The following is a 24,354-nucleotide window of genomic DNA, read 5'->3' as shown; positions in this document are numbered from 1 at the left end:
GATATCTGGCTTGTGGAGGGAATAAAAGTGTGAGACAGACTATTGTTTTTTCAGGGTTTTTCTGCGGTCCCCTCTTCTGATAACGAGATCTGGATAACCTCATCAAACTCCCGGGTCAGTTTGTTGTGATACACCGCCTGAACCTCAATGGGATCCGTGCATGCAGGGTCTGCACGGATCTGGAGGATTACATCTTTCTCTTCACCATGAGGGACCATGAAGGGCTTTGGAATCCGGGAACTTTCACACCCTTTGACGCTCAGGGTGATATTATAAGCAAATGATTTCCCGGTATTTCTGACCAGCAGGTCAATGACATACCAGCCATTGGGATTTTTTTGTATACTCCTGCAAATAATCTCGATCCATGGATTGAGAGAGCCCAATTCTTCCTGCGCCTCCAAAAGCCCGGGGTTGATCTCCATTGCCCGGGTATAACACTCGTAAGCTTCATACTCCTTCCCCAGCTTCTCAAGAATCACTGCTTTGCGCATCAGAACCCGGACGTTTTTATTGTCAAGAGCAAGCGCCTGGTTATAGCACAAGAGGGATTCTGATTCTTTCCCGACTTTTTCCAGCGCCATACCTTTTGCATACAGGGTGTCTTTGTCCCGAGGGTTGATATCCAGTGCATGATCAAAGAGATGGATGGCTTCAGCATCCCTGCCAAGATGATCAAGAATGACTCCCTTGCGATAGAGGGCCTTCTCATGATCCGGGTTTAAGGAAATGGCCTGGCTGTACGAGGCCAGCGCTTCTTCGAATTTTTCCATCGTTTCAAGGATTGTTCCCCGGTTATACCAGGAAGACAGGTTACGGGCATCTTCTGCTACCGCATGCTCGTAGGCCTGAAAGGCCTCTTCGCTCCTTTCGAGGTTCTGGAGGACGACTCCCTTATTGTACCATGCCTGGGCATTCTTCGGGTTTTTTTCAAGGCATCGGGTGAATGCCTCACACGCTTCAGGATATTCATTATGGTCCATGAGGACAATGCCCATCGCGTAATAGACCTCTGGATCCTCCATCCCAAGGGAAAGCACACGGCGGTAGGAGGCAATAGCTTCAGCGGTATTCCCGCGAGCCTGCAGGATACTTCCCCGGTTGTACCAACACAGGGCATTGGTTGGATCCAAGTCGAGGATCCTGTCGTAAGTCTTGACTGCCTGTTCACCCGACCCCATTTTCCGGTACAGATCAGCCAGACTTGTGAGCACCGGAATATTTTCCGGATCGATCTGTTCTATGGTATTAAACGCAACAAGTGCATCATTGAATTTCCCCTGTCGTACCAGCATATTTCCCTTCTCGCACCAGGCATCCGGGTTGGTCGGATTGAGGGTTATCGCTCTCTCAAATGGCCATATCGCCCCTTCACGCATTCCCCATTCAATAAGAGTTATCCTGATTTCCTCAATTAACTCAGGATTTTCCGGGAAATCTTTTACTGTATGTTCAAATACATCGATAGCTACCAGATACCGTCCCAGTTTTCTAAATAACCTCCCCTTCCTGATCAGGCCCTCGATACAACGCGGGTTGATGGATAGCACCTGGTTGAGCGGGACCAGTGCATCATCATATCTCCCGGTTTTTTCAAGGATTGCACTTTTGTTCAGCAGGGTAAGGATGTTATGGGGAATTACCGGAAGGTCAGGAGTGATCGCGAATGCATTTTCATATGCTGCGGCTGCTTCCCCCTCTTTTCCCAAGGCCAGGAGAGCGAGACCTTTGTTGTACCAGGCAAGGGAATTTTTGGGATCTGCGCTGATTGCCCGGTCAAAAACAACGAGTGCGTCCTCATAATCCCCCGCTGCCCCAAGTGCAATTCCCCGGTTGATGGCGGCATTACTATTGCCGGGATCCCGGGTCAGTGCCATCCCGAATGCGGCGATTGCCTCACGGTATCGTCCCAGGTTTCCCAGGGCCAGACCCCGGTAGACCAGCAGTTCCGCATGATCGGGTTCGATCTCCAGTCCCTTGTTGAAACTCTCGAGAGCTTTATCGCAGTCTCCGACCGACCACTGGTTCTGTCCACGCCGTATCCAGAAAATTCCCCTCCGGGGATCATTCTCTGCAGCGCCGGTTGATTCCCCCGGTGCCTGAGGGGGGGCATACTTGTCGGGATGCGTGGCCTGCGGCTCGCTTTTTTGTTCATCGCGATGCAGAAATTTATTAAAGAAGCTCAAGAGGGGTATAGCTCCCGGGTTTTTGGTATATGGGTGATTGTTTCAGGGCAATAAATAATCTTCAGTTATTGTATCGTTCCCGGTACCCGCACGTTAAGTACCTGTGTTTTAAGAACCTGCCTGGAATGTTTACTCCTGGGTGCACTGTTTTGTCCAGGCACTGCCACCTTTGATTCCACCAGAGGGCCCCTTCTGAACAAAATAAGAAAAAAGAGACTCTGTTGAAATCCTCATTTCCTTCATTCATTGGGTCCTCTGTGGCAGTTAGGATTGTAACCCCCTCTCTCCCCCAGAGGGGGAAGCAGCCCAAGGGGAGCACTCCTTGACCCCCCTTTATCGGAGTTCTTCTTCAACCGTCTGAGGGAATATCGCAATTGGGGGATACCCGAGCGGCGGGGGCGGAGGCACTTTGTGCTGGAGCCCCCAAGAGCAACCGCTTGTATCAAAGAGAGTTTCAACAGAGCCAAAAAAGAGAGATTATTCAATAATAATCGCCGGCTTGAACGGCAGGGCGGTTGCTGCTTTTACGTGCACGCCGTCTTCGGCATCGGTGATATGCACGGGTACCCCAAATTCGTGTTCGAGGAACACCTGTGCTGCTTCAAAGACCGCACGCTCGTTGATCGGGTCCTGTGCCAGCGGGGCAACAACCTGCGGGGGGAGCCGGTGGATGAGCGTGGTGCACTGTTTTGCGGCATCGGTCGCCTCTTTGCCCCGCTTCTTCATGGCATCGTTCTTCATGATCTCCTTGATCACGGTGTTCCTGTCCGAGGATTGTGCAATTGTCCGGAAGATATCATGCTTCCACTCCGGTGCAAGGGCGATCGTGACCGCCTTTGGGGTAAACTGGATCAGCTTCATGATCGATTCGATGTCCTCTACCGTGCGGGAGAGCAGTTCCTCCGAAAGTTCGACCCGGGGGCTGACGAGTTTCTGGTCTGCAACCGGCCACGGGGCAAACGAGACGAGTCCTTCTCCGGCCAGTTCCTTCCACAGGTGCTCCCCCGTAAACGGGATGAACGGCGAAAGGAGCCGCACCCAGACGGAGCAGAGCGTGTGGAGTTCCCGGCTGCCATCGCAGTTCTCGGGCAGCCTCCGGCGGTACCACTTCAGGTCGGTCTCGATGCCAAACCAGGCTTCCTGGAGGGCCTGCCGGGTCTGGAAGTTATTGAGCGCCTCGGTGGTCCGCTCGATATGCACCTGGAGCCGACTGACGAGCCACTTGTCGATATCGTGCGGTTCTCCGCCGGCATCCTTCATCTCCATGATGGTTGCATAGAACCGCTCGATCTGCTTCCTGGTCGAGATGACGAGTTCGTTTCTCCAGTCAAAGTCCTGCCACGGCTCGGCGCTGCCCATTAAGAACATGCGCACGGTGTCCGCCCCGAACTCCTGCACAGCATCCTCGAGCAGGAAGACGTTGCCTTTCGAAGAGGACATCTTGGCGCCGTTTAAGAGACCCATGCCAAAGACAACCATGCCTTTCGGGAACTTGTCCTTCTGGCCTTCAAAGACCGTGACGTGATGGAAGATCTGGAAGGTGAGGTGGTTCGAGATAAGATCCTTTGCCGAGAACCGGAAGTCGTACGGGTACCAGTAGAGGAACTCTTTTCGCATGGCATCGAGTTTCTTTATCTCTGGCAGGTCTTCGGATTTCTTGCCGAGGAAGATGTAGTCGAATACTTCGGGGGTGAGCAGTTTGGAATCGATCTCGCGAATCCTGTGGGCGATCGTGTAGTACGCCATGTAGACGGTGGAGTCCGAGAGGGGTTCGATTAACTGGGTGGTGTCCCACGGGAAACGGGTGCCGAGCCCCACGCGGCGGGTGCAGGCCCAGTCCTTGAGCCAGCCAACCGTGCGGTCAAACTCGACCCGGACCTCGGGGGGCACGAGCGCCATGTCCTTTAAGTGATCGGAGACCTGCTGTTTCCACTCCGGGTCGCTGTACTTTAAGAACCACTGGTCGTGCAGGATCTTGACCTTCACGCGGTTACCGCACCGGCAGATGACCGGCCGCTGGTCGAACTCGTACATGACAACCGAATCGTACTTCTCGGTCATGAGGAGAGCGACATCGTCACGGGCCACGCGGACCGGTTTTCCGCCGTATTTTTCAAATAGTTTCCCTTTTGAGAATTCCGCAGAGTAGATCTCCTGCGTGAGGGCGTCCATCCGGTTGTCCATCTGGTTCCTTATGCCGGCCTTCTCGACGGCATCCTTGGCCGGGATCTCCCCGTAACCCTCAACCTTTATCAGCGGTATGGGTTTGAGGGTCGTATATTTACCGGCCTGCTGGAGGTCGCGGAGGGCGATGTAGTCGAACGGTGCATGGGCGGGCACGCTCATGACGAGACCGCTTGCCATGTCCGGGTCAACAAAATCCGCAGGGAGGATCGGTACTTCGCCGCAGAGCGGGTGGGAAACGTTCTTGTCGACCAGATCTTTTCCGGCGATCTCTTCCCTGATCTCAACCGTGTGGTCCTGGAGGGCGAGTTTCTCTGCTGCCTCTTTAGAGACGATCCAGGCCTTGCCGTCAACGAGCACCCTGACATAGGTGACTGTCGGGTTCGCCCAGAGGTTGGTAACGCCGTGGATGGTCTCAGGGCGGAGGGTTGCGGTTGGGATGAACGCGTCGCCGAACCGGAACATGACCAGCGTGAATTTTATGACTTCGGCCTTGTCCCCTTCGAGCAGGTCGTGGTCGCCCACGGGATTGTCGTCAACCGTGCAGAAGCGGACCGGGTGGACCCCCTTGAGCACGTGACCGGCCCCGTAGAGGTGCTTCCACTGCCATTCGATGAACTTGCTGTAGCTCGGGTCTACCGTGATGAACCGGCGCCGCCAGTCGATCGAGAGGCCGCACGCGGTCATCACCCGCTGGTACTCTGACGCAAAGTGCTTGACGATGACCAGCGGATCGGTGAACTCATCGAGCACGTTCTGCGGTACCCGGTAGAGATCGCGGTAGAGGTGGATCGTTTTTGGGTCCTTGTTTGCGATCCGTTTCGAGATGCCGACTACCGGGGCTCCCGTGACATGGAATCCCATCGGGAAGAGTACCTGCCGGCCTTTCATTCGCCAGAACCGTGCGATGACATCCGGCACGATGTACGTCCGCCCGTGGCCTACGTGCATGGCGCCGCTCGGGTACGGGAATGCGACGTTTATGTAGAACTTTTCCAGATTCGACGGGTTGGACTCAAATGCGTGTATCCACCGCTCGTGCGCTTCTTCTTCAAATCTGCCCAGATCAAATTCGCTCACATCATCACCTTTTTTTAAAAAAAAGAATTATACCGGCCGCAGCTTGATGATCTCGCTATTCTGGTAGCGCCGGATCATCTCCTGGGCAATGCTTGAGTTCTTGGCAAGGTGGATCTCACCCTGTTCATTCACGGTTGCGGTGAAGAGGTATTCCTTTCCGGCAAACACGTCAACAATCTTGCCGCTCTGTTCAGGAGCAATGATCGTCAGCTGCTTCTTGTCGGTCTGGATCTTCACGCCGCCGCCAAGGTTCATCTCCTCTTCAGCTCTCTGCGGCTGGCCCTGCATCTGCTGCCGGTCGAACTCGGAGCGGGGCTTGATGTCGATACCGATGCCGATCTTGTTGACGATTGCCGAGATGTTCTTGCCGCCCTTTCCGATTGCTGCCGGGACGTCCTTGTCGTCGATATATACCACTGCCTTGGTATCGCTGATCATCTGGACGTCGATAAAGCCCTCAGTGTAGCGCCCGATCTCGCGCTGGACATCCTTTTCCGTGAGTCTCCAGCCGGGGTGTTCGTCATTCTCTTTCTTCACCGGTTCCGGTGCTACCGGTACGGGGGTACGGGTGAGCTGCGGTGCCGGCATGACCGGCTGGCCGATATGCTGCACCTGCAGGGTTTTTACCGGCATTGCCATGATTGCTGCGGGGGCTGGTACACCTGCCATGACCGGCATGACGATGGTCTCGCCATCGTACCGGAAGACATCGAGCACGAGCTGGCCGGTTTCGTTGTCGGTCACGGTGGTCACCGGGCGCATGTGCACGTCGCCTGCCATCCCGTTGGGCACCTTGATGGTGAAATCGACATCGTAGACCCTGGAAATGACTCCCTGTTTGACAAAGATGATCGTGTTGACCACCTGCGAGAGCACCGAGAAGTCAACCCGGTTGGAGAAACGCTGGATGGCATCCCGCACGCCGTTTGCGTGGATGACGCCGACCATGCCTAAGCCCGCGAGCCGCATGTCGCCAAAGACATTGAAGTCCTCGTTCTTCCGCAGTTCGTCGAAGATCACGAAGTCCGGCCGGACGAGCAGGAGCACGTCAGCGGTGTTGGCCATGCTGCCGTCAAGCGCGGTATACTGGGTGATCTGGTCCGGTACCTGGAGTTCGCGGGGCGCCTCCATGGTCTTGACCACGTAGCCGGAGTCTGACAGGAATGTCGCAACGCTCTGGGCGAGCGTGGTCTTTCCCGAGCCGGGTGAACCGGCGATGATGAGCCCGCGTTTTTCACTGGTGATCCTTTTCGTGATCACATCGGATTTGGAGTAATCCTTTAAGGTCACGTCCACGATCGGGCGGACTGCGGTGATCTCCATGCCGTCTGAGAACGGGCGGCGGGCGATCGCGATCCGCATGGAACCGATCTGCACCACGGTGATGCCCCGCTTCTCGACTTCGATGAAGCCGTCGGGGTCACGCTTGGCCCGCTCGAGGATCTCCTGTGCCATGGCACGGAGTTCGTACTCGGAGGTCGGCTGGTCACGGATCTTCACGAGTTTCATGTCGCTGATCGTGCCCTTCTTTGCGGTAGGGGCGATCCGTTCTTTCAAGTACACGGCGATCGTGTGTTCGTCAAAGAACTGGTCGATGCCGAGCGGCCCGTAGTCGCCGACCTGCGGCTTTAGGTAAATGACATCGAGCCCTTTTGCCCGTGCCACTTCTGCCTGCACGAAATCGCTGGTTATGAACCGGGCCTTGTTTTCGCACGCGATACCCCGTATCATCGAATCGATCTCGCCGCCACTGGCAAGCTTGACCTGTTCGAGTGTCGGGCGGATACCGGAGAACTGGAGTTCTATGGTTTTTTCTTCGGCCATTTTGCACAGTTGCTGCAGTTCGTTCAGGCCCGAGAAACCTATTTCGCGTCCGTTATTTGCCTGGGCTTCGAGTTCTGCAATCACTGCTTCCGGGACGATTATTGTTGCACCCTTGTATTCACCGGCTTTTATCATTGAGGTTATGCGCCCGTCGATGAGGACGCTGGTATCTGGAACTAAAATCATATAATATCCTCGTATGGTCTTCTATGGTATGGTGTTCGTATGCTATGCTATTCTGTTGGATTTGTACGGGAATCCCTCTGCGAGCGCTCGCATGTTTCCCGCCACCTGCACGGACGCCTTGCAAGCCGCCGGTGCAGGTTATTCTGGATCAACGACCAAAAGATCGTTGATACGATAGATATATTACTGACAGGTTTATAAGGGGTTCGAAGGGTGAGGGCGGGGATATGGGGATTATATAATGAAAGTTCGATTAATCATGTCATTTACTAATTAAAGTATGACTTCTACTTTCCACGTACGAATGTAAATGGCCTCAAAATATAAAAAAAGTCAGATTAGAAAAAAATTTGGATACCCACAAAAAAGGAAAAAATCAATCCCTTCCGCCACACAACAGCTCAGCAATTAGTGCTCCAGCTACTACTGCAAGACCTAACCCGATAAGTAGTGCAAGTCCTTCTGAACCTTTGTAGTTCTGTTGGTTTTTTCCAAGTAATTGAGCCAACTCGTTTTGTTCGAAAGGAGTAATTACACCCATCTGGGCCTTATTGGTAAGATATTGAATGCGTGCATTTCTACTGTCCATTTTCGCACCCCCTTTTTACAACATCGATCATTTGCTTAGATAGTTCTTCTATAATTTCTTTTAAACTCTCATCCTTCAATAGATCACTTTGGAATAAATCACGGAGTTTTGACAATGTTTCCATTAACTCTTGTATCTGTAATTCACTACCTCTGAGCTCATAATGGTTCTTGAACAAGCCCATGCTGCCTAGTTCAATAAGAATTGCTTCTGCGATTGGACTAAAATCATCCATAGAAAAAGGGTAATAAACTTCTTGAACCATGGACCCGAATTTAACGCTAATCTCTTTGATTATGATACATCTGTTTTCAAATTTTTTTGTCTTTTTAATCATCCCGATTTCAATAGACACCGCTTGAGATGGCGTTTTTCCGGTAGGGCTATCGTCATCGGGAGTTGCAATCACAATAACCGCCTCACATGAATCCATCGAACTTTTAACTAAACTTCCAACATTTCTTGAAAGTTTTGGTTGTTTTTCTGCAATAACCGGGATACACCCAAGCGCGTCTATGATTCTGATTGCATAATCAGTAGGCCCGAAATTTCTTTCGCAATGACTAATAAAAATTCTTGGTTTCATAAGAATTACAATCCATTTTTTCTACGAAAACAAACTGAGATAGTGTTATTTTTAATTTAAACCTCAATATATTTGACGATTTGAATTTCTAATTGTTTTTGAATTTTTTTTATTCTCTATTTTTAAGAACCCATGGATACAGTCACTCGCCCCTGCTAATAGTTCTAATTTCATTTGTACCCCTTGTAAGTGAAGTTGCCCTCCACCCTTGCACCCACAACTTCCTGTGGAGCCACGACCGAACGGCCCGCCCGGCACTAAAACCCGGAGGGGGGTGGATACCCCTCCCTCAGCGTGAGGGATGGGACCCTCTCCAAACCACAAGGGCGGGACCCCCACCCCTCCTTCGTACGAAAGACAGGGGCCCACCCCCCCTCCGGTTGCATGCACGCGGGCTCGGATTCGCATGGAGTTATGACGGAAAGGGTATCCTGTGGCTGGTTGTTTCGAAAGGGGGGTGGGAGCCCCTCATGTGCCCGCATCACCCCCCATCGCCGGCCTGCCCGGGACACTGGATGCTTGAGAAGAACTATATATTATTGCACAGGGAATACCAATTATTAAGAGAACAAAGAAGGAAACCTGCATGACTACTTCAGAAACGGTGCACCGGATGATCGACGATCTCCCCGCAGACCTACGGCAGGAAGCGATCCACTATATTGAAGAACTCGCCCGCAGGAAGAAAAAACCTGCGGCAAAGAAGTTCAGCCTGGCATGGGCCGGGGGGCTCTCCCATCTTAAATCCAGCACAACCTCTGTGGAGCTCCAGCATAAGGCTCATGAGTGGCGGGACTAACGTGTACCTTCTGGCTACCAATATTTTTCTCGAACTGCTGCTCGATCAGGAAGAAGCCGCTTCTGTTCAGGTACTGCTCAATACCCAGGCCCCCGGAGATCTTCGCATCAGCGATCTCGCATTCCATTCGATCGGAATCATCCTCTACCAGAAAAAGGCAGCACATCTCTTCTCAGTATTCGTACGTGATCTCTTTGGCGAGGGAGGAATCACTATCCTCTCCCTGACCACTGAGGATATCGAGCGGGTTGAACAGGTCGCATCTGCATTCGGGCTCGATTTCGATGATGCTTACCAGTATATTGTCGCGGAAAAATTTGATCTGGTACTCGTCAGCTTCGATACAGATTTCGACCGCACCGATAAAAAACGGGTCACTCCAGTCGGAATTCAATAACTATCGGGAATTTACGTGTGGGGGTGCCCCCTCAGTGTGCCAGCGCCCTCTCCGCAATTCTCACCCACAACCCGCCCCTCCCCTGTGCCCGGTGGGTGACCCTCCCCACTTAGCTAAATGGGGAACCCTCCCCTCCAAAAAAAGAGGAGAGGGTGCCTACCACCCCTCTTCCTAAAAATATTTTGAACCCACCCTCCCCTTTTAGGCAAAATGGGGACCCTACCCCCCTCTTTTTGCATGAACGCCGGTACGGTTTCGCGTGGAGTCACGGCGGAGAGCGGTTTTTCGTCCAAACAGCCGGAGGGGGAAGGGTCCCCTTGGGTGCTGATGGGTAACCCTCCCCTCCAAAAAAAGAGGGGAGGTACCGGACCACCCCTCTTCTTAAAAATAGTTTGAGGTGACCCTCCCCTCTTAGCTAAATGGGGGACCCCCTGGTCAAAAAAAAGAGGGGAGGGTCCCCCATTTGCATAAAAAGGACATTATGCTTTCTTCTGGTGATAAAGGAGGGACGGACTTGTAAAAAATAATGATAGAGTTACACCGCGACGGTCTCGACTCGTACGCGGCTTATGATAAATTCGTTATCAACCGGGATCTCTTCCCCGTCTTCCCGCAGGCAGGAGATAGGGAGTTCAATTGCCTCCTTGGTGTTCGCAATTGTCTCTTCGAGGGTCTCCCCCTGCGAGAAGCAGCCTGAAAGTGCCGGCACTTCTGCCCGGAACCCGCCTTCATCAGCCTTGTGGATCAGAATCGTGTATTCCCAGATCTCGCTATGCATATTCCCGCAGCAGTTCTTTCACGGTAGCAGCGAGAGGGCCGAGATCGTGCCGGCTTGTTTCCCACACGATAGTGGTACTGATCTGGAAATAACCGTGGACCATCTTGTCCCGCATCCCGGCGAACTCTTTCCACGGGACATCCGGGTGATGATCGAGAATCTCCTGCGGAATTTTCTTGATAGCTTCTCCAATCACCACAAAATTGAGGATGATTGCTTCCCGGGTTTTCCGATCGCTGGCCAGCTGCTCGTACGTTATCCCCCCGGTATAGGACTGGATTGCCGAGATCGCATCATCAATATCCGAAAGATAGAGTTTTACTTCTCGTTTAGACATAGATGACCTCGGAAAGAACATCCTGGCGTATCACCGCTTTCAGCGTATCCGGCGTTACCAGGTCTACTCGTTTTCCCAGCCGATCGGAAAGAAAATGTTCAAGGCGCATGAACGTAACAAAACCGACCGGCTTTGAAAATTCCACCAGAAGATCGACATCGCTCTGCTCGGTCTGCTCGTTCCGGGCAACTGATCCGAACACACCGATCGTTTTTACAGAATATTCTGCTGCGACTTCCTGTTTGAGGTTTTTTAATGATGAGAGGATATCCTGCCGGCTGGATGTCATTGATGCTCCTATGTTAGAGTAAGCGATGATGTATTAATAAATATTTTAGACTGTGTTCGTTTTCCTTCAGTAATAATCATCTCTTGAAAATATCCCTCTACGGGTTGGCGGAAAAATAGTATCCTCTTCGTTCACGGGTAATTCACGATTGGTTTATGGGTCACTCCCTCTCCTCAGTCGGTACCGTTCCTCCCGCCCACTCCGCCACAGCCCCCCGGCCGACGTCCCCCCACGATCCCGCGAACCCCGGCATCATGCCGGTATCAACGATATTCTTATGCACCCCTTCATCCAATCTCACTATACTCCCCGGACCTCTCATGTCACACCACCGCCATCCATTCTCAAAACGCCCTCCCGGAGCTATTCCTGTAAATGGCGAACCCTCTAACCAGCCGGTCCTGATCACCGTTATTGATTACGATGCCACCCATTTCCAGGAAAAAACGGTCGACAAGATCAGCGATTGTTTCCTGTTCCGGGACACCGAAACGGTGACATGGATCAATGTCGACGGCCTGGGAAACCCAAAACTTATCGAAGACCTCGGGAAATGCTTCACCATCCACCCGCTCATCCTTGAAGATATCTTCAATACCGGGCAGCGTCCGAAGATGGAGGAGATGGACCAGTATATTTACCTGAACTTAAAGATGCTCACTTATCTCGACACCACGAAAGTCATCAAGATTGAGCACATCAGTATGGTCATCGGGCACAACTTCCTCATCTCGTTCCAGGAAGATATCGGGGATGTTTTTGATCCCGTGCGTGAAAGAATCCGCAAAGATGGCAGGATAAGGAAATTCGGCCCGGATTACCTTGCCTACGCGCTTATCGATGGCATTGTAGACAATTATTTTGGGGTTATGGAGAAACTCGAGGAACAGGTCGAGGACCTCGAGGAGGAACTGGTTGCCAGCCCGACACAGGACTCCATCCATAAGATCAACCGGCTCAAAAAGGATATGATATTTCTCAGGAAATCAGTCTGGCCGCTCCGCGAGATGATCAATAACCTTGAGCGGTCCGAATCAACGCTCATTCAGGAACCGACCAGGATCTACCTGCGCGATGTTTATGACCACACGATCCAGGTGATCGATACGCTGGAGACCTTCCGTGACATGGTATCCGGGATGATCGACATCTACCTTTCAGGCCTGAGTTATAAAATGAACGAGATCATGAAGGTGCTCACGCTGATTGCGACCATCTTCATCCCGCTCACCTTCGTTGTCGGTTTATACGGCATGAATTTTAAGAATATGCCCGAAATTGAGTGGGAATTCGGCTATTATTCGGTACTGATTGTGATGGCAATCATGGTACTGGGAATGCTCACCTACTTCAGGAAAAAGAAGTGGATCTGAAGCCTTAAGCTGAAATCATAAGCAGTCAGCAGGCCCGGCTGGGAAAGCCGTTTTTTTTTAAGGAAGCCGGTGACACGGACCGCAAGCAGGGGCGAACGTGTAAAAAGTAAGGATAGAGTTACACCGCAACGGTCTCAACCCGCATGCTCCCGGCCCGGGTCGTGCGAGCGGGATAGCCGGGCAAATATCTACGTATCGTTTGTTTTACCGAACAATTGCTCGGCCGGACACCCGATCTCCCTCTGCTTGCAATACCTGCAGGCCAGTTTTCCTCTGACAAGAGCATTGCCGAAGAAACCTAAGGTGAACAGGGCTATGATGAGAATGAGAACCGTCCAGGTAAACTCCTGTATCAGGAGCAGTATGCCTGCAAGAACGGGGACAATAAACACCAGAAAATCCGGGACAATATCTTTCCAGGTGATCTTCATCCGGTTGAATTTCTCCGGGTTGCCCCTTTGAAAAAACCGGGAGCTCAACCGGCCTTTCCCAAAAGCACAGGTCTTGCCGTAATAATAACAGTCCACGCAATGTCCGTGTAACAGCCGGAATTCAAGGAGGAGAATGAAAAGTACATAACCGATGACCCAGACGAGACTGAACCTGTACAGGATAATCGCACCAATAACATAGATCAGGAGTGACAAAAGATTTGATCCGATGACAATTATGGCTGGATAATTTTCACAGCATCCGGGTTCCTGCATACAGGAATAGACCTGTTAAAAATATAATAAAATTCCGCATTCTGTCATAAAATTTTGTCATCCGGGTGCAATCCCCCGGCACCCGGAATGTTTTACATCCACTATCTCACAAAGATCATGTGATGAAACAACCGCTTCCCCTCTTTGCCCTTCTTGCCCTCGTCGTGATCGGGGCATGTATTGCCGGATGCACATCAAATGCTCCCGCAACCTGCCCGGCAGCTATAGAGGAGACAAAATCTGTCCCCTCAACCCCCGCCGGCATGGGGACAAATATATCCCCACACTTCCTCTACGTCCAGGAATCCTCATCGGGATCGTTTGGACCTGCCGGAAACGGGACATATACCCTCACGCTTGACAGTGTCGTGCCTTACACGATTTATCTCTCCGACCGGGCTGACCGGACTGCCGGGTTCACGCACATGGATTACTACATTACCGGGTTTGACTGGTCGGTCGCGCCCGATGCAGCCATCTCCCGGCCGGGTGCAAAAGAGTCGGAAGATACCCTGATCGTGAATCTCTCGGCACCCCGGTATAATTCTTCGGTACGCCAGCTGATTTACACCGCAACGGCTCTTAACAATTATCAGGGTGACACACTGGCCGGATTCGTGACAAAAGCAGACCCGGCGCTACCGCGGGATCTTGGAAAGGTGAGGGTCTTTATTGATTCATCTTCGGGCGTAACGTGTCCGGAGGAATTTGTCCGGTGTCCCAGTGGGGAATGCGTAAAAACCCTCGGCTTATGCCCAACGGTATAGAATCATCCCACAGGTACGAAACGATAATATAAGGACAGGCAAAGCGTCCTTCCCCCCAAAAATCCTCTCCTTTTGCAGGGATCTCCGGTTACCTCCACAGCAGAAAATCCCTGCAGCTGCCGGAACCCGGTTTGCATAAAAGAAATCAGATCCGATCGACCCGGCCACCAGGTTTTTCTGCAGGTTCCGGTCGGGAATGCATAATCCGGAAAGAGCAGTAAAACAGGTTATTTCTTTTTGTGAAACACCAGCTCAATGCTGTCGAAGAGGGCCATCTCTTCAGTTTTCATCGGGACAAACCATGCAAAAATGACCGGCTGGTCAATGATCAGGGTCTGGTTCAGTCTCAGTTGTTCAACCACCCTGCCCTGGGACCTGACATTGATACCGATATCGTAGTCAGCCGGCCGGGCATTCCGGGGCATGAGGGTTGCATTAATCAGGATAATATTCCATGTCGGGGATATGGGCACACCGGCGCACCGGGAACCGCCCAGCATGTAGGGATCGATAACCTGATCGACAGAGGGAGTTATCCCGTCGACTACGACATTCGGTTTAGCATTCGCTTCCAGGAATGCCAATACCTGGCCCTCGGAGAGCAGGGTAAGCCGGGGAACCGGCTGCAGGATCCCGTACCCCGCTTCATTTGCGACCTGCGGGAACGACGCCTTCATACCACAGTCAGGAAGGTCAGACTTGAAATAATTCCTGACAAAAGCAAGAACAAGGATCTGGGGGTCTGTCGCTTTTTCTTCGACAGACGGTTCCTGTATCCACGTTGTTGTCGCGACTGGAAGGGTTGGACGTTCGCCGGGAGTAGGGGATGCAGCACCCGCGGGGGTTAAGACCAGACTCGCAGGGGGAGCGGTTGTGGCTAGGGGGGCAACCGGGGTTTCTGTCAGGGTTGTCGGCAGAGTGGCAACAATGGTACTATCCGGGGATCGGGAGGACATGCACCCGGCACAGAATACCAGACCACATACCAGTATTATACATACCGGAACGATGCCGTTTGCGTTCATTGATGTGAATATACTGTTGAGCAGATGTTAAAGGTACTCTCTCATTCTTCCCCGTCAGGAAGCCCGTGACAGATTCCTGCTGCCGGTACATTCCGGGTATCCCTCATATCCCCCATGATCATACGGAAGTTCCACGCCATAAGCAACCAATAACGTCCCTGCCATTCACTTTCACCTCCCGCAAACCCCCCTCCTCATCTACCTGTGCCGGCCATCTGGATACCGGTGAACTATGCGAAAGATGCAGCTGGATGAAGTCATCCTGCGGTGGAAGAAGACCACGCGGGCGCTGAAGATCTATGAACAGGAATACGGGAAAATGCTCACGGATTGCTTAGAGAAGCGGACCGATGCTGAATTGGTTCACTTCAAAGACCCGGTCGAAGCCGCTGCATTTTTCTGCCTGATCGAAGCGCTGAAAACAAAAAACCTGAAATAAGGTTCCGGCAATTCCCTGCGGGTCAGGGAATGATGAGTAAAAACGTATTATCACAAAGATTTTTTACCGGGGGGTTTTACCTTATGAGCACAATTAAGATCCATAAGAGGGTGAGATTATGAAAAACATTGCAATCCTTGCCATTACCATTTGTGTACTGCTTGTTGCCGGTTGTACAACAACCCCATCAACTACAACTCCATCCGTGGCAGCCACACCCGTCCCGACGTTTCCCGGGAAGATATTGACAGACAAGGTGTTACCCATGGATGGAATGTTAACCCTGGGAACGGGTAACAATACAATGGAAGTATCTATTTACGGCATTGAAATCGATCCGGCCGAAGGAGCAAACAACCAGACCATTACCATCTATATACTTGCAAAAAATAATGGAACTGCACCCCGACAGTTCGTCTGGTTCAGTAAACTTACCAACATGTACGGGAATTCCTTTGGGGGAATAGGAATATCCCACCAGGGAAGCGGAGCCCGGAGCGGCAAGATTGTACCGGGTATTGCAGAAGCGGCCCGGGATTACATTGTCATTCGCTCGGATGAGTCGTTTGCCACCTTATCCAAAGGTGCAGTACTGGACGTGTACTTCATGGAAAAGACATCCGACGAAATCAGCATGGTACCGGATTATCATGTTGCCTGGTTTATCGAACCGGGAGTGATCAAATAACATTTTTCACACCCGTTCGTTGACCGTTCAACTCGTTTTACCTCTCAACCGTGCCATAAGAGTTATCCGGGTTATTAAAAAAAGAAAGAAATAACAAAATCCCCCCACAAACCCTGAGCTGATAACATGCGACTTGCCTATATTGGTCTATCCATTGCACTGGCCCTTTTTATCATCGCACAGGCAGTCAATAGACCGGTAATTTTCTATGCCCTGGTTCTCCCGCTCATCGTTTTACTCTATGGGGTACTGGCAAAAGAGACCCTCCCGGAAGTAAAGAAGGATGATGAAGAGGAATCCGTTGACGGGAACGATGACTGAACGGGTACCCTGCCGGCAACAGGGTCCCGGATAAAAAAAGCATTAAAAAAGCGGTAAAGAACCCGCTGAAATTTCACTTCTTCTCCGCAGGTTCCTCATCCCACGGGCGCAGCAGTTTTCCAGAACGAATCACGATGTCGGGTGCTTTTATGCCCATCCCCCACGAGGGTTCATCAAGTGCCGGGTCAGCCACTGCATCGAGCGTAAAAACCGTAGAATCCGGATATTCATCCGGGCGCAAAGGCGGCATAACAACCGGCAGTGCCACAAAGCCAATCTCATCCCGGGTCATTTTTTCTTCGGGGACTGCAAATGCATCGGGTTCCGGTTCGATATCCAGTGCGGTTGCCGGAAAAACCGGCATTTCGTACGGCCGCAGGGGGGGCATCGTGATCTCCCAGGTATCGTCCACCAGAAACACTCCACTCTTGAGAAAAAGGTGGTTTGCTGGATGATTAATAGTTCTGCATACACTTACCATCAATATCTAAAAAAAGGCCGGTTCACTTACGGCAGTTTTGTACCGGGATTCGCTACTTCGATCTCATCATTCAGATCGACGATATGTAAAAGTCCTGGGATCTCATATCGTCAGGGACCTGCACCATATCTTCCTTTATTCGTGCGGATGCACCCCGGTATGGCATATTCCAGGCGTTTCTACAGTCATCATAGATCCGCTTGCCGGAGAGTGTAGAGATCCGTGAGATCAGATATTCCACTCCATCGCATGCCTGCGGAACTCCAGGTTTTTACTCGATGAATTCAAAGGATATGAATAAAATGCAGAAATTTTTTCATTTTCCAGGAAATGCCCGGAACAACATCGGATCCAACCCATAGTGCCTCAAGGGGATTGTCAGAGTTATAATTTCTGCAAAAACGGGAAAATTACCCATTATTTTTAATAAAAGCACCGCTAAACGAATGTCTGAAACTATTAATTTCCTTTAAAATGGTGATTTGAATGGATTTTGGAGAGATGCTTGGTGACTCTTTTGCATATGCAAAGGATGCAATTGTTGGAAAGTGGATGCAGTGGTTATTACTCGTTATTGCAACGATTCTTCTCTGCCTCCCGCTGCTCGGATATACGTTGAAAGTCTTCCGCGGTGAGAAGCCCGCACCGGAAGTCACTGAATGGGGTACGCTCTTCATTGACGGTATCAAGTACCTGATCGTCTCCCTGATCTGGGCAATTCCCGCACTTATCATCCTGTTCGTAACCGTTGGAGCGGGAATATTTGCCATGGTCAGCCAGAACCCGGCTGAGGTACTTGCCGGGCTTGGCGGGATGATCTTTGGCCTGATTATCTTTGCCATTGTTGCCATCATTACCGGTCTCCTGGCAACCATCGGTATCATCCGGTTTGCCCGTTCCGGCAGCATGGGAGAAGCATTCAATTTCGGAGAGATCCTTGCAACGATTGGCAAGATCGGCTGGGGCGCATATATCATTGCCATGATCGTCGTGATGGTTGTCGTGATTGTCATTGAGATCATCCTCTCGGTCATCGGAATGATCCCGGTGCTTGGAATTATCATAAAGATCGTTTTCATGGCTCCTCTCATGCTCTTTGAAGCACGCTACCTTTGCCAGGTCTATGACAGCGCCAGTGCTTAAATTCCATTAATTCTTTTTTTTTAGCATACCCTGTAATCCCGAAGGCAAGGAGATGCTGGAGCCCCCAAAAGCGATTGCCTGCCTCTTTGTTGGATCTCTCTCATGAAAATTATCCCTTTCATGAAGTAGGATGGGGGTTGAGACCCCCATACCCCCGTATGCGATAAACTCCGCCGCCCCCGACGGGGCACTCCCACGGCGGATTAATGACTGAAAAATAGGCTCTGTTGAAATCCTCTTTTTCCCTTTGCTTGCCTATTCTCAGCGGCTGATATGAGGATGACCCCCTCTCTCCCCCAGAGGGGGGGGCAGCCCAAGGAGAGTATCCCCTTGACCCCATTTTTAAAAAATTCTCATCAACCTTCTGCGGGTTATCGCAATTTTGGGGGATACCCGAGCGGCGGGGGCGAAAGCACGATGTGCTGGAGCCCCCAAGAGCGACTCCTTCTTTCCCTCAAGGATTTCAACAGAGCCGAAAAATACTAAAAACCTCCTTGCTCCGCCGTGCCTCGCAGAGGCCCTGAGGCAGGGGAGAATCATAACTACGATTTTCAGGGATTGGGGGTTGAACTTAATGGTTCATGCCCGTTTCAACAAAGTCCAATTATAAAAAAAAGCGGGTCTCTGGATGAAAGGATGAACGTTTTAAAAAGAGAGTGATTATTTCTTGCCGTACACCGTTTCCGGGTCAAAAACTTTCGTCCCGACAACCGTTCCGTCCAGTGTCCGGTAAAAACAGGAGGCATACCCGGTATGGCAGGCTGCACCGGTCTGCACCACTTCATAGATCAGGCAGTCCTCATCGCAGTCCGTTAAGACCCGCTCCACTTTCTGGAAGTGCCCGCTCTCTTCGCCTTTTTTCCAGAGTTTTTTCCGGCTCCGGCTGTAATAATGGGCATAGCCGGTCTCCTGCGTGAGCCGTACTGCCTCGTCGTTGGCATACGCCATCATCAGTACTTCCCGGTTCTTCTTGTCCTGTACAATGACCGGGATCAATCCATCAACAAATTTCAGGTTCAGCATGGATATCAAGCTCCAACAAATACTCTCATGATTGCCAACAGGAAATCACCAAAGACGATCGCCGTAATGAGCCCGGCGGTTATCGGGATGATGAAGGGGACTGCATAGGAGATCCAGACCGTACCGGCTTTTTTATAGATTGCCAGTTCAGCGGTGAACTCTTCGGGATGTTCCCGGAGGTCCTTCGTGTAGACCCGGCCTTCGGCGGCATACATTCTCCTTAAGGAATCAAAAAAGCCGATGAATTTCCGGCTGACCGTCCCTTTCGTCTCCGTAAAATCCTCCATCACAAAACCCCATTCCTGCTGGATATTCTCACCCTTTACGGGGAACCCAAAGAACATGTACATGAGCGGGGCACGGTTCCCCCGTATAATATTGACCGCGAAGATCCCAAGCGGTGCAACGAGGTTAAGCAGCAGGGCATTGATCAGCACCGAAAACGCCAGAAATCCCAGGGGGGAATTTCCCAGCAGCGGCGTGAACGGGAAGGTCGGGACGCAGAATGCGATGAATATGAGCGCCCATGCATCCGCTCCCCCGAAGAGATGCATCCTGCCAAAGGTATAGAACACCCCGCAGAAGACTGCCGGGAGCAGGACAAAAAGAGCGGGAGCCCCCCAGCTACCGTTAAAGAGCAGCTGTACGGACGTGATTGCAAGGATGATGACGATAAGGATAAAGTACCAGCGGGCAAGCGCTTCTTCAACATTTGCCTCGTGAACCTTGCGTTTTGGTTTGATCTTTCCAACCGGTTTCTGTTTCCAGGTCACGTAGGAGATATATGCAAAAATCCCGGCAAACATCGCGTACCAGGGGACAAGGGTCAGGGTGAATGGTGCGGGTAATACCAGCCATGCCAGTGCGGGCAGGGCAAGAGTGACTGCCAGGTATTCGAACCTGAACTTTTCACCGGGCTCATGACTATCGAGATAATTGGCGTAAAAGAAACTCACGATCAGGGTTAAGTATCCTGCAATGAGACTGAAATTTCCCGTTTTTATATACAGGAGCCAGACCGAGGCGGGAATTCCGACGATCAGCATGGGATACCAGGTCTTAAACGGCACCCGCCGGTCCTTGAGATCGAGATACGAGGCATAGATCAGGGTGGCAAGAACCGCAACCGCCGAGATAACCATCGGGTACAAGAGTTCCATAAATCCTGTACATGCTTTTTTTTCAGAGCACTTATGTATGGCGCTGGGAGAAAGGGGGTAATTTTACGCAACTATATAATATCCGGATTGCGAATATCTGCCATACGAAGGCAGCGACAGATCCGGAACTCCCGGTTATCGTCAGTGCACATTCACTGGCATGGTTTTTTTTATGAAAATCCAGGACATGATTGATTCAATCCTTACAAAATCTCAGCCATTAGGAACATTCCCGCTCCCTGAACTGATCCGCTTTGCAGAAAAGGGGAGTATTAATGGTATCGCGCTATCAACAGAGAACGAGAAACTGCAATATTTTGCCATCCTTGCCGGGGAACCCGAAGGCGCGATTTTTATCGATGACAAAGGAACGCTCTACGGGGACAATGCCGTGATGCTGATTACCGATGTTGAAGCGTTTACGCTGTATGACGTTAATCCGGAACTGGTCGAAGCGGTGGTTGCCGGATGCCGCATCTTTGAAAAGGCTCACCTGAAAAAGGGGAGCCGTAATGAACTACCGGAGTTCGGCAAAAAAAGTGCCGGGCTGGGTGTGTTCACCCTTGCTATCCACCGGAATAATGAACCCCAGAACGGGGTCCGGGTATCCATACGAAAAGAAGGCAAAATTGTCGGAAGTGACATCACCACCCATGATGGCAGCGTTGGCTTTAAGCTGATGCATGGAACGTACGATGTTATCGTGCAGGACCGGTCCCAGCAGCTCACCACCTTCCAGGTTCAATTTGAAGAGTCCAGCCCGCAGAAGATCCTGCAGTTGTAAATAATCCTTATTTCTTCTTTTTTTTACTGCCATTGATGGAAAATACTGAGCAGAATAAAAAACGAAACCATAGATTGACGACTAACATATTAGTCCTTATATCTGACGCGAAGACTTCCAGGCGCTCAGAAAGGAGGGTTGTGGAAGGTTCATTCGGCATCCGGGTACCGGGATGCCAGATCAAATGCCGGTCAAAAAGCCATGACGATTGTGTTTTTACCATTACCCACAAACCAGAGTAAATTTTTAAACCCCTGAAATGAATAACCTATAATAATCTCCCCCATATTTTCACGATCATGGCGAAAATTCCCCGGATTCTTATTGTAGAGGATGATGAGATCATAGCCAATCTTATCACCATGATGCTTGAAAAGAAAGGGTACACAACTGCCGGAAAGACAGGTTGTGGCGAAGAAGCCATCCGGAAAGCTGCGGAACTCGAACCGGATCTCATTCTCATGGATATCAACCTCAAAGGGCAGATGGACGGAGTGACCGCAGCCCGGTATATATTCCAGCTCTTTCACTTCCCGATCATCTTTCTTACCGCACTGTGCGATGACAATCTTCTTGAACGGGCCAAGTATGCACAGCCGTACGGGTATCTCTTAAAACCATTTACGGATCGCGAACTCACCTCAAACGTCCAGCTTGCCCTCTATAATCACAGCTTAAAAGAGAAAAGCCGGGACAATTATCCCATCGGTCTCCCAACAAAGATCATGGAGCTTCTCGATATTATCATTATGACCGATACAAAGGGAAGAATCATCTTTTTCAATCCCTATGCCGGGCGCTTTTTGGATCTTCCCGACGACAAGATCCTCATGACCCACTGGCGGGATGTGATGATGTTCATCAACGATCAGACGGATGAGCAGCTCGACGATCCCATACCGGAAGTGGTCAAGCAGATGCTGGTGGTTATGCATGATTTTAATGCTGCAGTTGTCACCCGGTCCGGTAAACGCCGGAAGGCAAGTATCAATGCCCGGCCGGTCAAGGACGACAATAATGATCTGCTGGGTGTCCTGATCCATATCAGGGAAAAGACACCTGGCGAGATAAAAATGGCAGCAAAAAGAGCGTGATTCTTTTTTTGATGCCTGAATATTGTGGATTTTTGGGCGGGTAGTTCCTTGCAGGAACTAAAAAGCGGAGAAAATAATTACCGTGCTTTGATTAAAAAAAGATATGATAAAATATAAAATTCATCCCCCTGGTTTCTTTTTAAACAGGGCTTTGGTGAACCGGTCAATGAACCCTTCTTTCCTTATAGTAACTGATTCTTCTTTGTAGGCTATACCAGCCAGATCAGATGCTATGCGTTTGATTGCCAGGGAAGCAGGTGAGGTGGGGAACTTGATTACAATCGGGACCTTAGCTGAAGAAGCCCGGCGCATATTGGGATCTTCGGGAATAACACCGAGCACTTTGACGCCAAGAACTTTTTCCATCTTTTTGGTGATGATATCAACCTTATCCTGATCGACCCGGTTGATGATCGAACCAATTACGTGTCCGCCAACAACTTCGGTCAGGATTTTGGTTTTGAGTGCATCGACAATAGCGGAGAGTTCAGGGGTAACGACAAGGATCACTTCATCGGCAACTGCAAGGGGAACAATCCCATCCCTGCTGATACCGGCAGGGGCATCAATCAACAGGAAATCGCAGTGCTTTACAATCTCACCCATGACATCGCGTATCTTGTCCGGGTCAGCCTGCTGGAATCCCTGGAGTGAGATCCCGCACGGGATTACCCGGAGTCCGGCAGGGCCTTCGTATATCGCATCGTTGACCGTGCATTTACCCGCAAGAACTTCATGCAGGGTGAACGGGACATCCTGCAGGCCAAGGAGAAGACCAACATTTGCCATTCCGATATCGGCATCCATGAGGTAGGTTTCTTTACCGAGCTGGGCAAGCATAGTACCGAGATTGACAGAAACGGTTGTCTTTCCCGTACCTCCTTTTCCCGAAGCGATCGTGTAAACCTTTACCATCGAACACCTTATGGTGATAGATAGTTCTGTTTCGTTTATATAAGATTTCCCGGGATTTCCCCTTTTTATTATATCCCCCGGTCTAAGACATTTTTTGTCGCTGCAATGATCGAATATCCGATTTCATGACGGAGAGGAGTCTTTGCCGGATAATCCTGAACAGGTCTGTTTTTTCTGGAAGAATAATACGGTGATGATCGCAACAATGGCATTAACGATGAGCACTATTGGAAAAAAAACCTGAACCGGTCAGGGAAAGGTGCATGATATCCCTATTTCTCTGGTTGTCATCGCTCCATCAGGTGCTCGAGATGCAGCTGTTTGATCATGGTCTTGCAGTCATTGCGGATTTTTTCCGTCACATCGTCGATGTCGAGCATGTTAAAGGTATCAATATCCTTTTCAAAACTGCTGGTTTCGGGAGGGGTGTCTTTAAGTTCAGCGGGATTTTTTGGTTCCTGCAGGGGGTCCGGGAGCGGGGGGGTCGCTGCTGAAGGAGCGGTTATAACGGCTTTAATTATCCGGCATTCCTCGTTGAATTCGAGAGCCAGCTGAACCTGTGTCTCATCCAGGCTCGAAAGGGCAGCATCTGCTTCCTGATGGCTCATCTTCTGCAGTTCATCCCACGCCTCATCGCCGGATGTATCCAGGATCCGGGCAAGGATGCAGGTACCGGATCTGAAAACCAGAGTTCCGTTCACCAGCCCGGATGAGAAGTCGCAGATCCCGGAAAACTTCGTACCTACAAATTCGTCGATGATGGAACTGATCGGTTCACTTTTTTTGATTGTTAAGAAAGTTCCCCTCGGGAGTCGCATTATGCTCTTATGTAATTTCTTTCGGGTAAATAGTTTCTACTTGCTCATTACCGTAGCAGGTCATGAACTTATTCTTGCTAAGAAGAGAAAACGTATTTCTGCATAGTAAAAGCGGGGATACCGAATCCCAGGGAAAAGAGGCTCAGCCCGGGCTTATCATGGTTAAACGAAAAACATCCGGACCGGGTCACAGATGATCCCGGTTGGCAAAAAAACGCATAAGATCTTGTCTATTCAACGTATTTTTGTCGGAATCGGGTTATCCTGCCATCCACAGAGTAGATATACTCATAGGCAAAATTATCTTCCAGCCTGATATATGCAACCCGATCGGATAGCCAATCAGCCAAGGGGATGTCTGGATTGAGCAAGGATACTGAC

General features: G+C 50.7%; 26 protein-coding genes. 11 read left to right on the top strand and 15 right to left on the bottom strand.

Going from position 1 to position 24,354, the window contains the following annotated elements; translation table 11 throughout:
• Positions 1-50: 50 nt before the first annotated feature.
• The 3 genes from WC593_09315 to WC593_09305 form a co-directional block, all read right to left on the bottom strand.
• Positions 51-2,186 carry a tetratricopeptide repeat protein gene (locus tag WC593_09315; GenBank protein MFA4825342.1) on the bottom strand — a complete coding sequence of 712 codons (2,136 nt, stop codon included), beginning with the start codon at positions 2,184-2,186 and terminating at the stop codon, positions 51-53.
• Positions 2,187-2,663: 477 nt separating this feature from the next.
• Positions 2,664-5,450: a leucine--tRNA ligase gene (gene leuS / locus WC593_09310; GenBank protein ID MFA4825341.1), complete on the bottom strand. Its 2,787-nt coding sequence runs from the start codon at positions 5,448-5,450 to the stop codon at positions 2,664-2,666.
• A gap of 27 nt (positions 5,451-5,477) precedes the next feature.
• Positions 5,478-7,460 (bottom strand): PINc/VapC family ATPase, encoded by a 1,983-nt coding sequence (locus tag WC593_09305; GenBank protein MFA4825340.1) that lies wholly within the window; start codon positions 7,458-7,460, stop codon positions 5,478-5,480.
• A 39-nt stretch (positions 7,461-7,499) separates the two neighbouring features.
• On the opposite strand from WC593_09305, the gene WC593_09300 reads away from it, so the two are divergent.
• Positions 7,500-7,661, top strand: a complete 162-nt coding sequence (locus WC593_09300; protein MFA4825339.1) for a hypothetical protein — start codon at positions 7,500-7,502, stop codon at positions 7,659-7,661.
• 175 nt (positions 7,662-7,836) lie between these two features.
• Here WC593_09300 and WC593_09295 read toward each other — a convergent pair whose 3' ends face one another.
• Positions 7,837-8,049 carry a hypothetical protein gene (locus WC593_09295; protein MFA4825338.1) on the bottom strand — a complete coding sequence of 71 codons (213 nt, stop codon included), beginning with the start codon at positions 8,047-8,049 and terminating at the stop codon, positions 7,837-7,839.
• Positions 8,039-8,635 (bottom strand): TIR domain-containing protein, encoded by a 597-nt coding sequence (locus WC593_09290; protein MFA4825337.1) that lies wholly within the window; start codon positions 8,633-8,635, stop codon positions 8,039-8,041. The genes WC593_09295 and WC593_09290 overlap by 11 nt, the downstream gene beginning before the upstream one ends.
• Positions 8,636-9,221: 586 nt before the next feature.
• On the opposite strand from WC593_09290, the gene WC593_09285 reads away from it, so the two are divergent.
• The gene (locus WC593_09285) at positions 9,222-9,434 is read left to right on the top strand and encodes a DUF2281 domain-containing protein (GenBank protein MFA4825336.1); all 213 of its coding nucleotides are present in this window, start codon (positions 9,222-9,224) and stop codon (positions 9,432-9,434) included.
• The gene (locus WC593_09280; GenBank protein MFA4825335.1) at positions 9,418-9,831 is read left to right on the top strand and encodes a PIN domain-containing protein; all 414 of its coding nucleotides are present in this window, start codon (positions 9,418-9,420) and stop codon (positions 9,829-9,831) included. Before WC593_09285 ends, WC593_09280 begins: the two co-directional genes overlap by 17 nt.
• 535 nt (positions 9,832-10,366) lie before the next feature.
• Here the strand turns inward: WC593_09280 and WC593_09275 are convergent.
• Genes WC593_09275 through WC593_09265 form a run of 3 tightly spaced genes read right to left on the bottom strand, consistent with a single transcriptional unit; the run spans position 10,367 to position 11,235 of the window.
• Entirely contained in the window at positions 10,367-10,609 is a 243-nt protein-coding gene (locus WC593_09275) for a type II toxin-antitoxin system HicB family antitoxin (protein MFA4825334.1), read from the bottom strand.
• Positions 10,602-10,946 carry a DUF86 domain-containing protein gene (locus tag WC593_09270; protein ID MFA4825333.1) on the bottom strand — a complete coding sequence of 115 codons (345 nt, stop codon included), beginning with the start codon at positions 10,944-10,946 and terminating at the stop codon, positions 10,602-10,604. The genes WC593_09275 and WC593_09270 overlap by 8 nt, the downstream gene beginning before the upstream one ends.
• Entirely contained in the window at positions 10,939-11,235 is a 297-nt protein-coding gene (locus WC593_09265) for a nucleotidyltransferase family protein (protein ID MFA4825332.1), read from the bottom strand. The genes WC593_09270 and WC593_09265 overlap by 8 nt, the downstream gene beginning before the upstream one ends.
• A 320-nt stretch (positions 11,236-11,555) precedes the next feature.
• Here WC593_09265 and corA point away from each other — a divergent pair, with 320 nt between their 5' ends.
• On the top strand, positions 11,556-12,608 hold the full coding sequence (gene corA, locus WC593_09260; protein MFA4825331.1) for a magnesium/cobalt transporter CorA: 1,053 nt from the start codon (positions 11,556-11,558) through the stop codon (positions 12,606-12,608).
• A 188-nt stretch (positions 12,609-12,796) separates the two neighbouring features.
• Here the strand turns inward: corA and WC593_09255 are convergent, their stop codons facing one another.
• Positions 12,797-13,315: a hypothetical protein gene (locus WC593_09255; protein ID MFA4825330.1), complete on the bottom strand. Its 519-nt coding sequence runs from the start codon at positions 13,313-13,315 to the stop codon at positions 12,797-12,799.
• 122 nt (positions 13,316-13,437) lie between these two features.
• On the opposite strand from WC593_09255, the gene WC593_09250 reads away from it, so the two are divergent.
• The gene (locus WC593_09250; GenBank protein ID MFA4825329.1) at positions 13,438-14,082 is read left to right on the top strand and encodes a hypothetical protein; all 645 of its coding nucleotides are present in this window, start codon (positions 13,438-13,440) and stop codon (positions 14,080-14,082) included.
• Positions 14,083-14,309: 227 nt separating this feature from the next.
• Here WC593_09250 and WC593_09245 read toward each other — a convergent pair whose 3' ends face one another.
• On the bottom strand, positions 14,310-15,107 hold the full coding sequence (locus tag WC593_09245) for a hypothetical protein (protein MFA4825328.1): 798 nt from the start codon (positions 15,105-15,107) through the stop codon (positions 14,310-14,312).
• A gap of 232 nt (positions 15,108-15,339) precedes the next feature.
• On the opposite strand from WC593_09245, the gene WC593_09240 reads away from it, so the two are divergent.
• The 3 genes from WC593_09240 to WC593_09230 all read left to right on the top strand — a co-directional run bounded on the left by WC593_09240 (position 15,340) and on the right by WC593_09230 (position 16,555).
• Positions 15,340-15,546, top strand: a complete 207-nt coding sequence (locus WC593_09240) for a hypothetical protein (GenBank protein MFA4825327.1) — start codon at positions 15,340-15,342, stop codon at positions 15,544-15,546.
• A gap of 118 nt (positions 15,547-15,664) precedes the next feature.
• Positions 15,665-16,234: a hypothetical protein gene (locus WC593_09235; protein MFA4825326.1), complete on the top strand. Its 570-nt coding sequence runs from the start codon at positions 15,665-15,667 to the stop codon at positions 16,232-16,234.
• A 126-nt stretch (positions 16,235-16,360) separates the two neighbouring features.
• Entirely contained in the window at positions 16,361-16,555 is a 195-nt protein-coding gene (locus tag WC593_09230; protein ID MFA4825325.1) for a hypothetical protein, read from the top strand.
• Between the two features lie 73 nt (positions 16,556-16,628).
• On the opposite strand, the gene WC593_09225 is transcribed toward WC593_09230, so the two are convergent.
• On the bottom strand, positions 16,629-16,967 hold the full coding sequence (locus tag WC593_09225; protein ID MFA4825324.1) for a hypothetical protein: 339 nt from the start codon (positions 16,965-16,967) through the stop codon (positions 16,629-16,631).
• Between the two features lie 555 nt (positions 16,968-17,522).
• On the opposite strand from WC593_09225, the gene WC593_09220 reads away from it, so the two are divergent.
• Complete coding sequence (locus WC593_09220; protein ID MFA4825323.1) at positions 17,523-18,179, top strand: DUF4013 domain-containing protein; 657 nt, start codon at positions 17,523-17,525, stop codon at positions 18,177-18,179.
• Positions 18,180-18,839: 660 nt separating this feature from the next.
• Here WC593_09220 and hisI read toward each other — a convergent pair.
• Both hisI and WC593_09210 read right to left on the bottom strand, forming a co-directional pair.
• Positions 18,840-19,199: a phosphoribosyl-AMP cyclohydrolase gene (gene hisI, locus WC593_09215; GenBank protein MFA4825322.1), complete on the bottom strand. Its 360-nt coding sequence runs from the start codon at positions 19,197-19,199 to the stop codon at positions 18,840-18,842.
• A gap of 8 nt (positions 19,200-19,207) precedes the next feature.
• Positions 19,208-20,362 carry an A24 family peptidase C-terminal domain-containing protein gene (locus WC593_09210; GenBank protein MFA4825321.1) on the bottom strand — a complete coding sequence of 385 codons (1,155 nt, stop codon included), beginning with the start codon at positions 20,360-20,362 and terminating at the stop codon, positions 19,208-19,210.
• A 172-nt stretch (positions 20,363-20,534) separates the two neighbouring features.
• Here WC593_09210 and WC593_09205 point away from each other — a divergent pair, with 172 nt between their 5' ends.
• Together WC593_09205 and WC593_09200 are read left to right on the top strand one after the other, a co-directional pair.
• Positions 20,535-21,146: a hypothetical protein gene (locus WC593_09205; GenBank protein MFA4825320.1), complete on the top strand. Its 612-nt coding sequence runs from the start codon at positions 20,535-20,537 to the stop codon at positions 21,144-21,146.
• Positions 21,147-21,445: 299 nt separating this feature from the next.
• Positions 21,446-22,240, top strand: a complete 795-nt coding sequence (locus tag WC593_09200; protein ID MFA4825319.1) for a response regulator — start codon at positions 21,446-21,448, stop codon at positions 22,238-22,240.
• 120 nt (positions 22,241-22,360) lie between these two features.
• On the opposite strand, the gene minD is transcribed toward WC593_09200, so the two are convergent.
• Together minD and WC593_09190 are read right to left on the bottom strand one after the other, a co-directional pair.
• Entirely contained in the window at positions 22,361-23,155 is a 795-nt protein-coding gene (minD, locus tag WC593_09195; protein MFA4825318.1) for a cell division ATPase MinD, read from the bottom strand.
• A 287-nt stretch (positions 23,156-23,442) separates the two neighbouring features.
• Positions 23,443-23,973, bottom strand: a complete 531-nt coding sequence (locus WC593_09190; protein ID MFA4825317.1) for a hypothetical protein — start codon at positions 23,971-23,973, stop codon at positions 23,443-23,445.
• Between the last annotated feature and the right edge of the window lie 381 nt (positions 23,974-24,354).

It is taken from the genome of Methanoregula sp., assembly GCA_041645435.1.
In the GTDB taxonomy this organism is placed as follows: Archaea; Halobacteriota; Methanomicrobia; order Methanomicrobiales; family Methanospirillaceae; genus Methanoregula.
The sequence above is the reverse complement of the archived record's forward strand: the minus strand, read 5'-3'. Positions and strand labels throughout refer to the sequence as shown.

What these genes read in the sequence shown, in the direction of transcription:
- WC593_09305 (MFA4825340.1), bottom strand. Translation starts at nt 7,460, where the DNA reads ATGATTTTAGTTCCAGATACCAGCGTCCTCATCGACGGGCGCATAACC.
- WC593_09300 (MFA4825339.1), top strand. Translation starts at nt 7,500, where the DNA reads ATGCTATGCTATTCTGTTGGATTTGTACGGGAATCCCTCTGCGAGCGC.
- WC593_09295 (MFA4825338.1), bottom strand. Translation starts at nt 8,049, where the DNA reads ATGGACAGTAGAAATGCACGCATTCAATATCTTACCAATAAGGCCCAG.
- WC593_09290 (MFA4825337.1), bottom strand. Translation starts at nt 8,635, where the DNA reads ATGAAACCAAGAATTTTTATTAGTCATTGCGAAAGAAATTTCGGGCCT.
- WC593_09285 (MFA4825336.1), top strand. Translation starts at nt 9,222, where the DNA reads ATGACTACTTCAGAAACGGTGCACCGGATGATCGACGATCTCCCCGCA.
- WC593_09280 (MFA4825335.1), top strand. Translation starts at nt 9,418, where the DNA reads ATGAGTGGCGGGACTAACGTGTACCTTCTGGCTACCAATATTTTTCTC.
- WC593_09275 (MFA4825334.1), bottom strand. Translation starts at nt 10,609, where the DNA reads ATGCATAGCGAGATCTGGGAATACACGATTCTGATCCACAAGGCTGAT.
- WC593_09270 (MFA4825333.1), bottom strand. Translation starts at nt 10,946, where the DNA reads ATGTCTAAACGAGAAGTAAAACTCTATCTTTCGGATATTGATGATGCG.
- WC593_09265 (MFA4825332.1), bottom strand. Translation starts at nt 11,235, where the DNA reads ATGACATCCAGCCGGCAGGATATCCTCTCATCATTAAAAAACCTCAAA.
- corA (MFA4825331.1), top strand. Translation starts at nt 11,556, where the DNA reads ATGTCACACCACCGCCATCCATTCTCAAAACGCCCTCCCGGAGCTATT.
- WC593_09255 (MFA4825330.1), bottom strand. Translation starts at nt 13,315, where the DNA reads ATGCAGGAACCCGGATGCTGTGAAAATTATCCAGCCATAATTGTCATC.
- WC593_09250 (MFA4825329.1), top strand. Translation starts at nt 13,438, where the DNA reads ATGAAACAACCGCTTCCCCTCTTTGCCCTTCTTGCCCTCGTCGTGATC.
- WC593_09245 (MFA4825328.1), bottom strand. Translation starts at nt 15,107, where the DNA reads ATGAACGCAAACGGCATCGTTCCGGTATGTATAATACTGGTATGTGGT.
- WC593_09240 (MFA4825327.1), top strand. Translation starts at nt 15,340, where the DNA reads ATGCGAAAGATGCAGCTGGATGAAGTCATCCTGCGGTGGAAGAAGACC.
- WC593_09235 (MFA4825326.1), top strand. Translation starts at nt 15,665, where the DNA reads ATGAAAAACATTGCAATCCTTGCCATTACCATTTGTGTACTGCTTGTT.
- WC593_09230 (MFA4825325.1), top strand. Translation starts at nt 16,361, where the DNA reads ATGCGACTTGCCTATATTGGTCTATCCATTGCACTGGCCCTTTTTATC.
- WC593_09220 (MFA4825323.1), top strand. Translation starts at nt 17,523, where the DNA reads ATGGATTTTGGAGAGATGCTTGGTGACTCTTTTGCATATGCAAAGGAT.
- WC593_09210 (MFA4825321.1), bottom strand. Translation starts at nt 20,362, where the DNA reads ATGGAACTCTTGTACCCGATGGTTATCTCGGCGGTTGCGGTTCTTGCC.
- WC593_09205 (MFA4825320.1), top strand. Translation starts at nt 20,535, where the DNA reads ATGAAAATCCAGGACATGATTGATTCAATCCTTACAAAATCTCAGCCA.
- WC593_09200 (MFA4825319.1), top strand. Translation starts at nt 21,446, where the DNA reads ATGGCGAAAATTCCCCGGATTCTTATTGTAGAGGATGATGAGATCATA.
- minD (MFA4825318.1), bottom strand. Translation starts at nt 23,155, where the DNA reads ATGGTAAAGGTTTACACGATCGCTTCGGGAAAAGGAGGTACGGGAAAG.
- WC593_09190 (MFA4825317.1), bottom strand. Translation starts at nt 23,973, where the DNA reads ATGCGACTCCCGAGGGGAACTTTCTTAACAATCAAAAAAAGTGAACCG.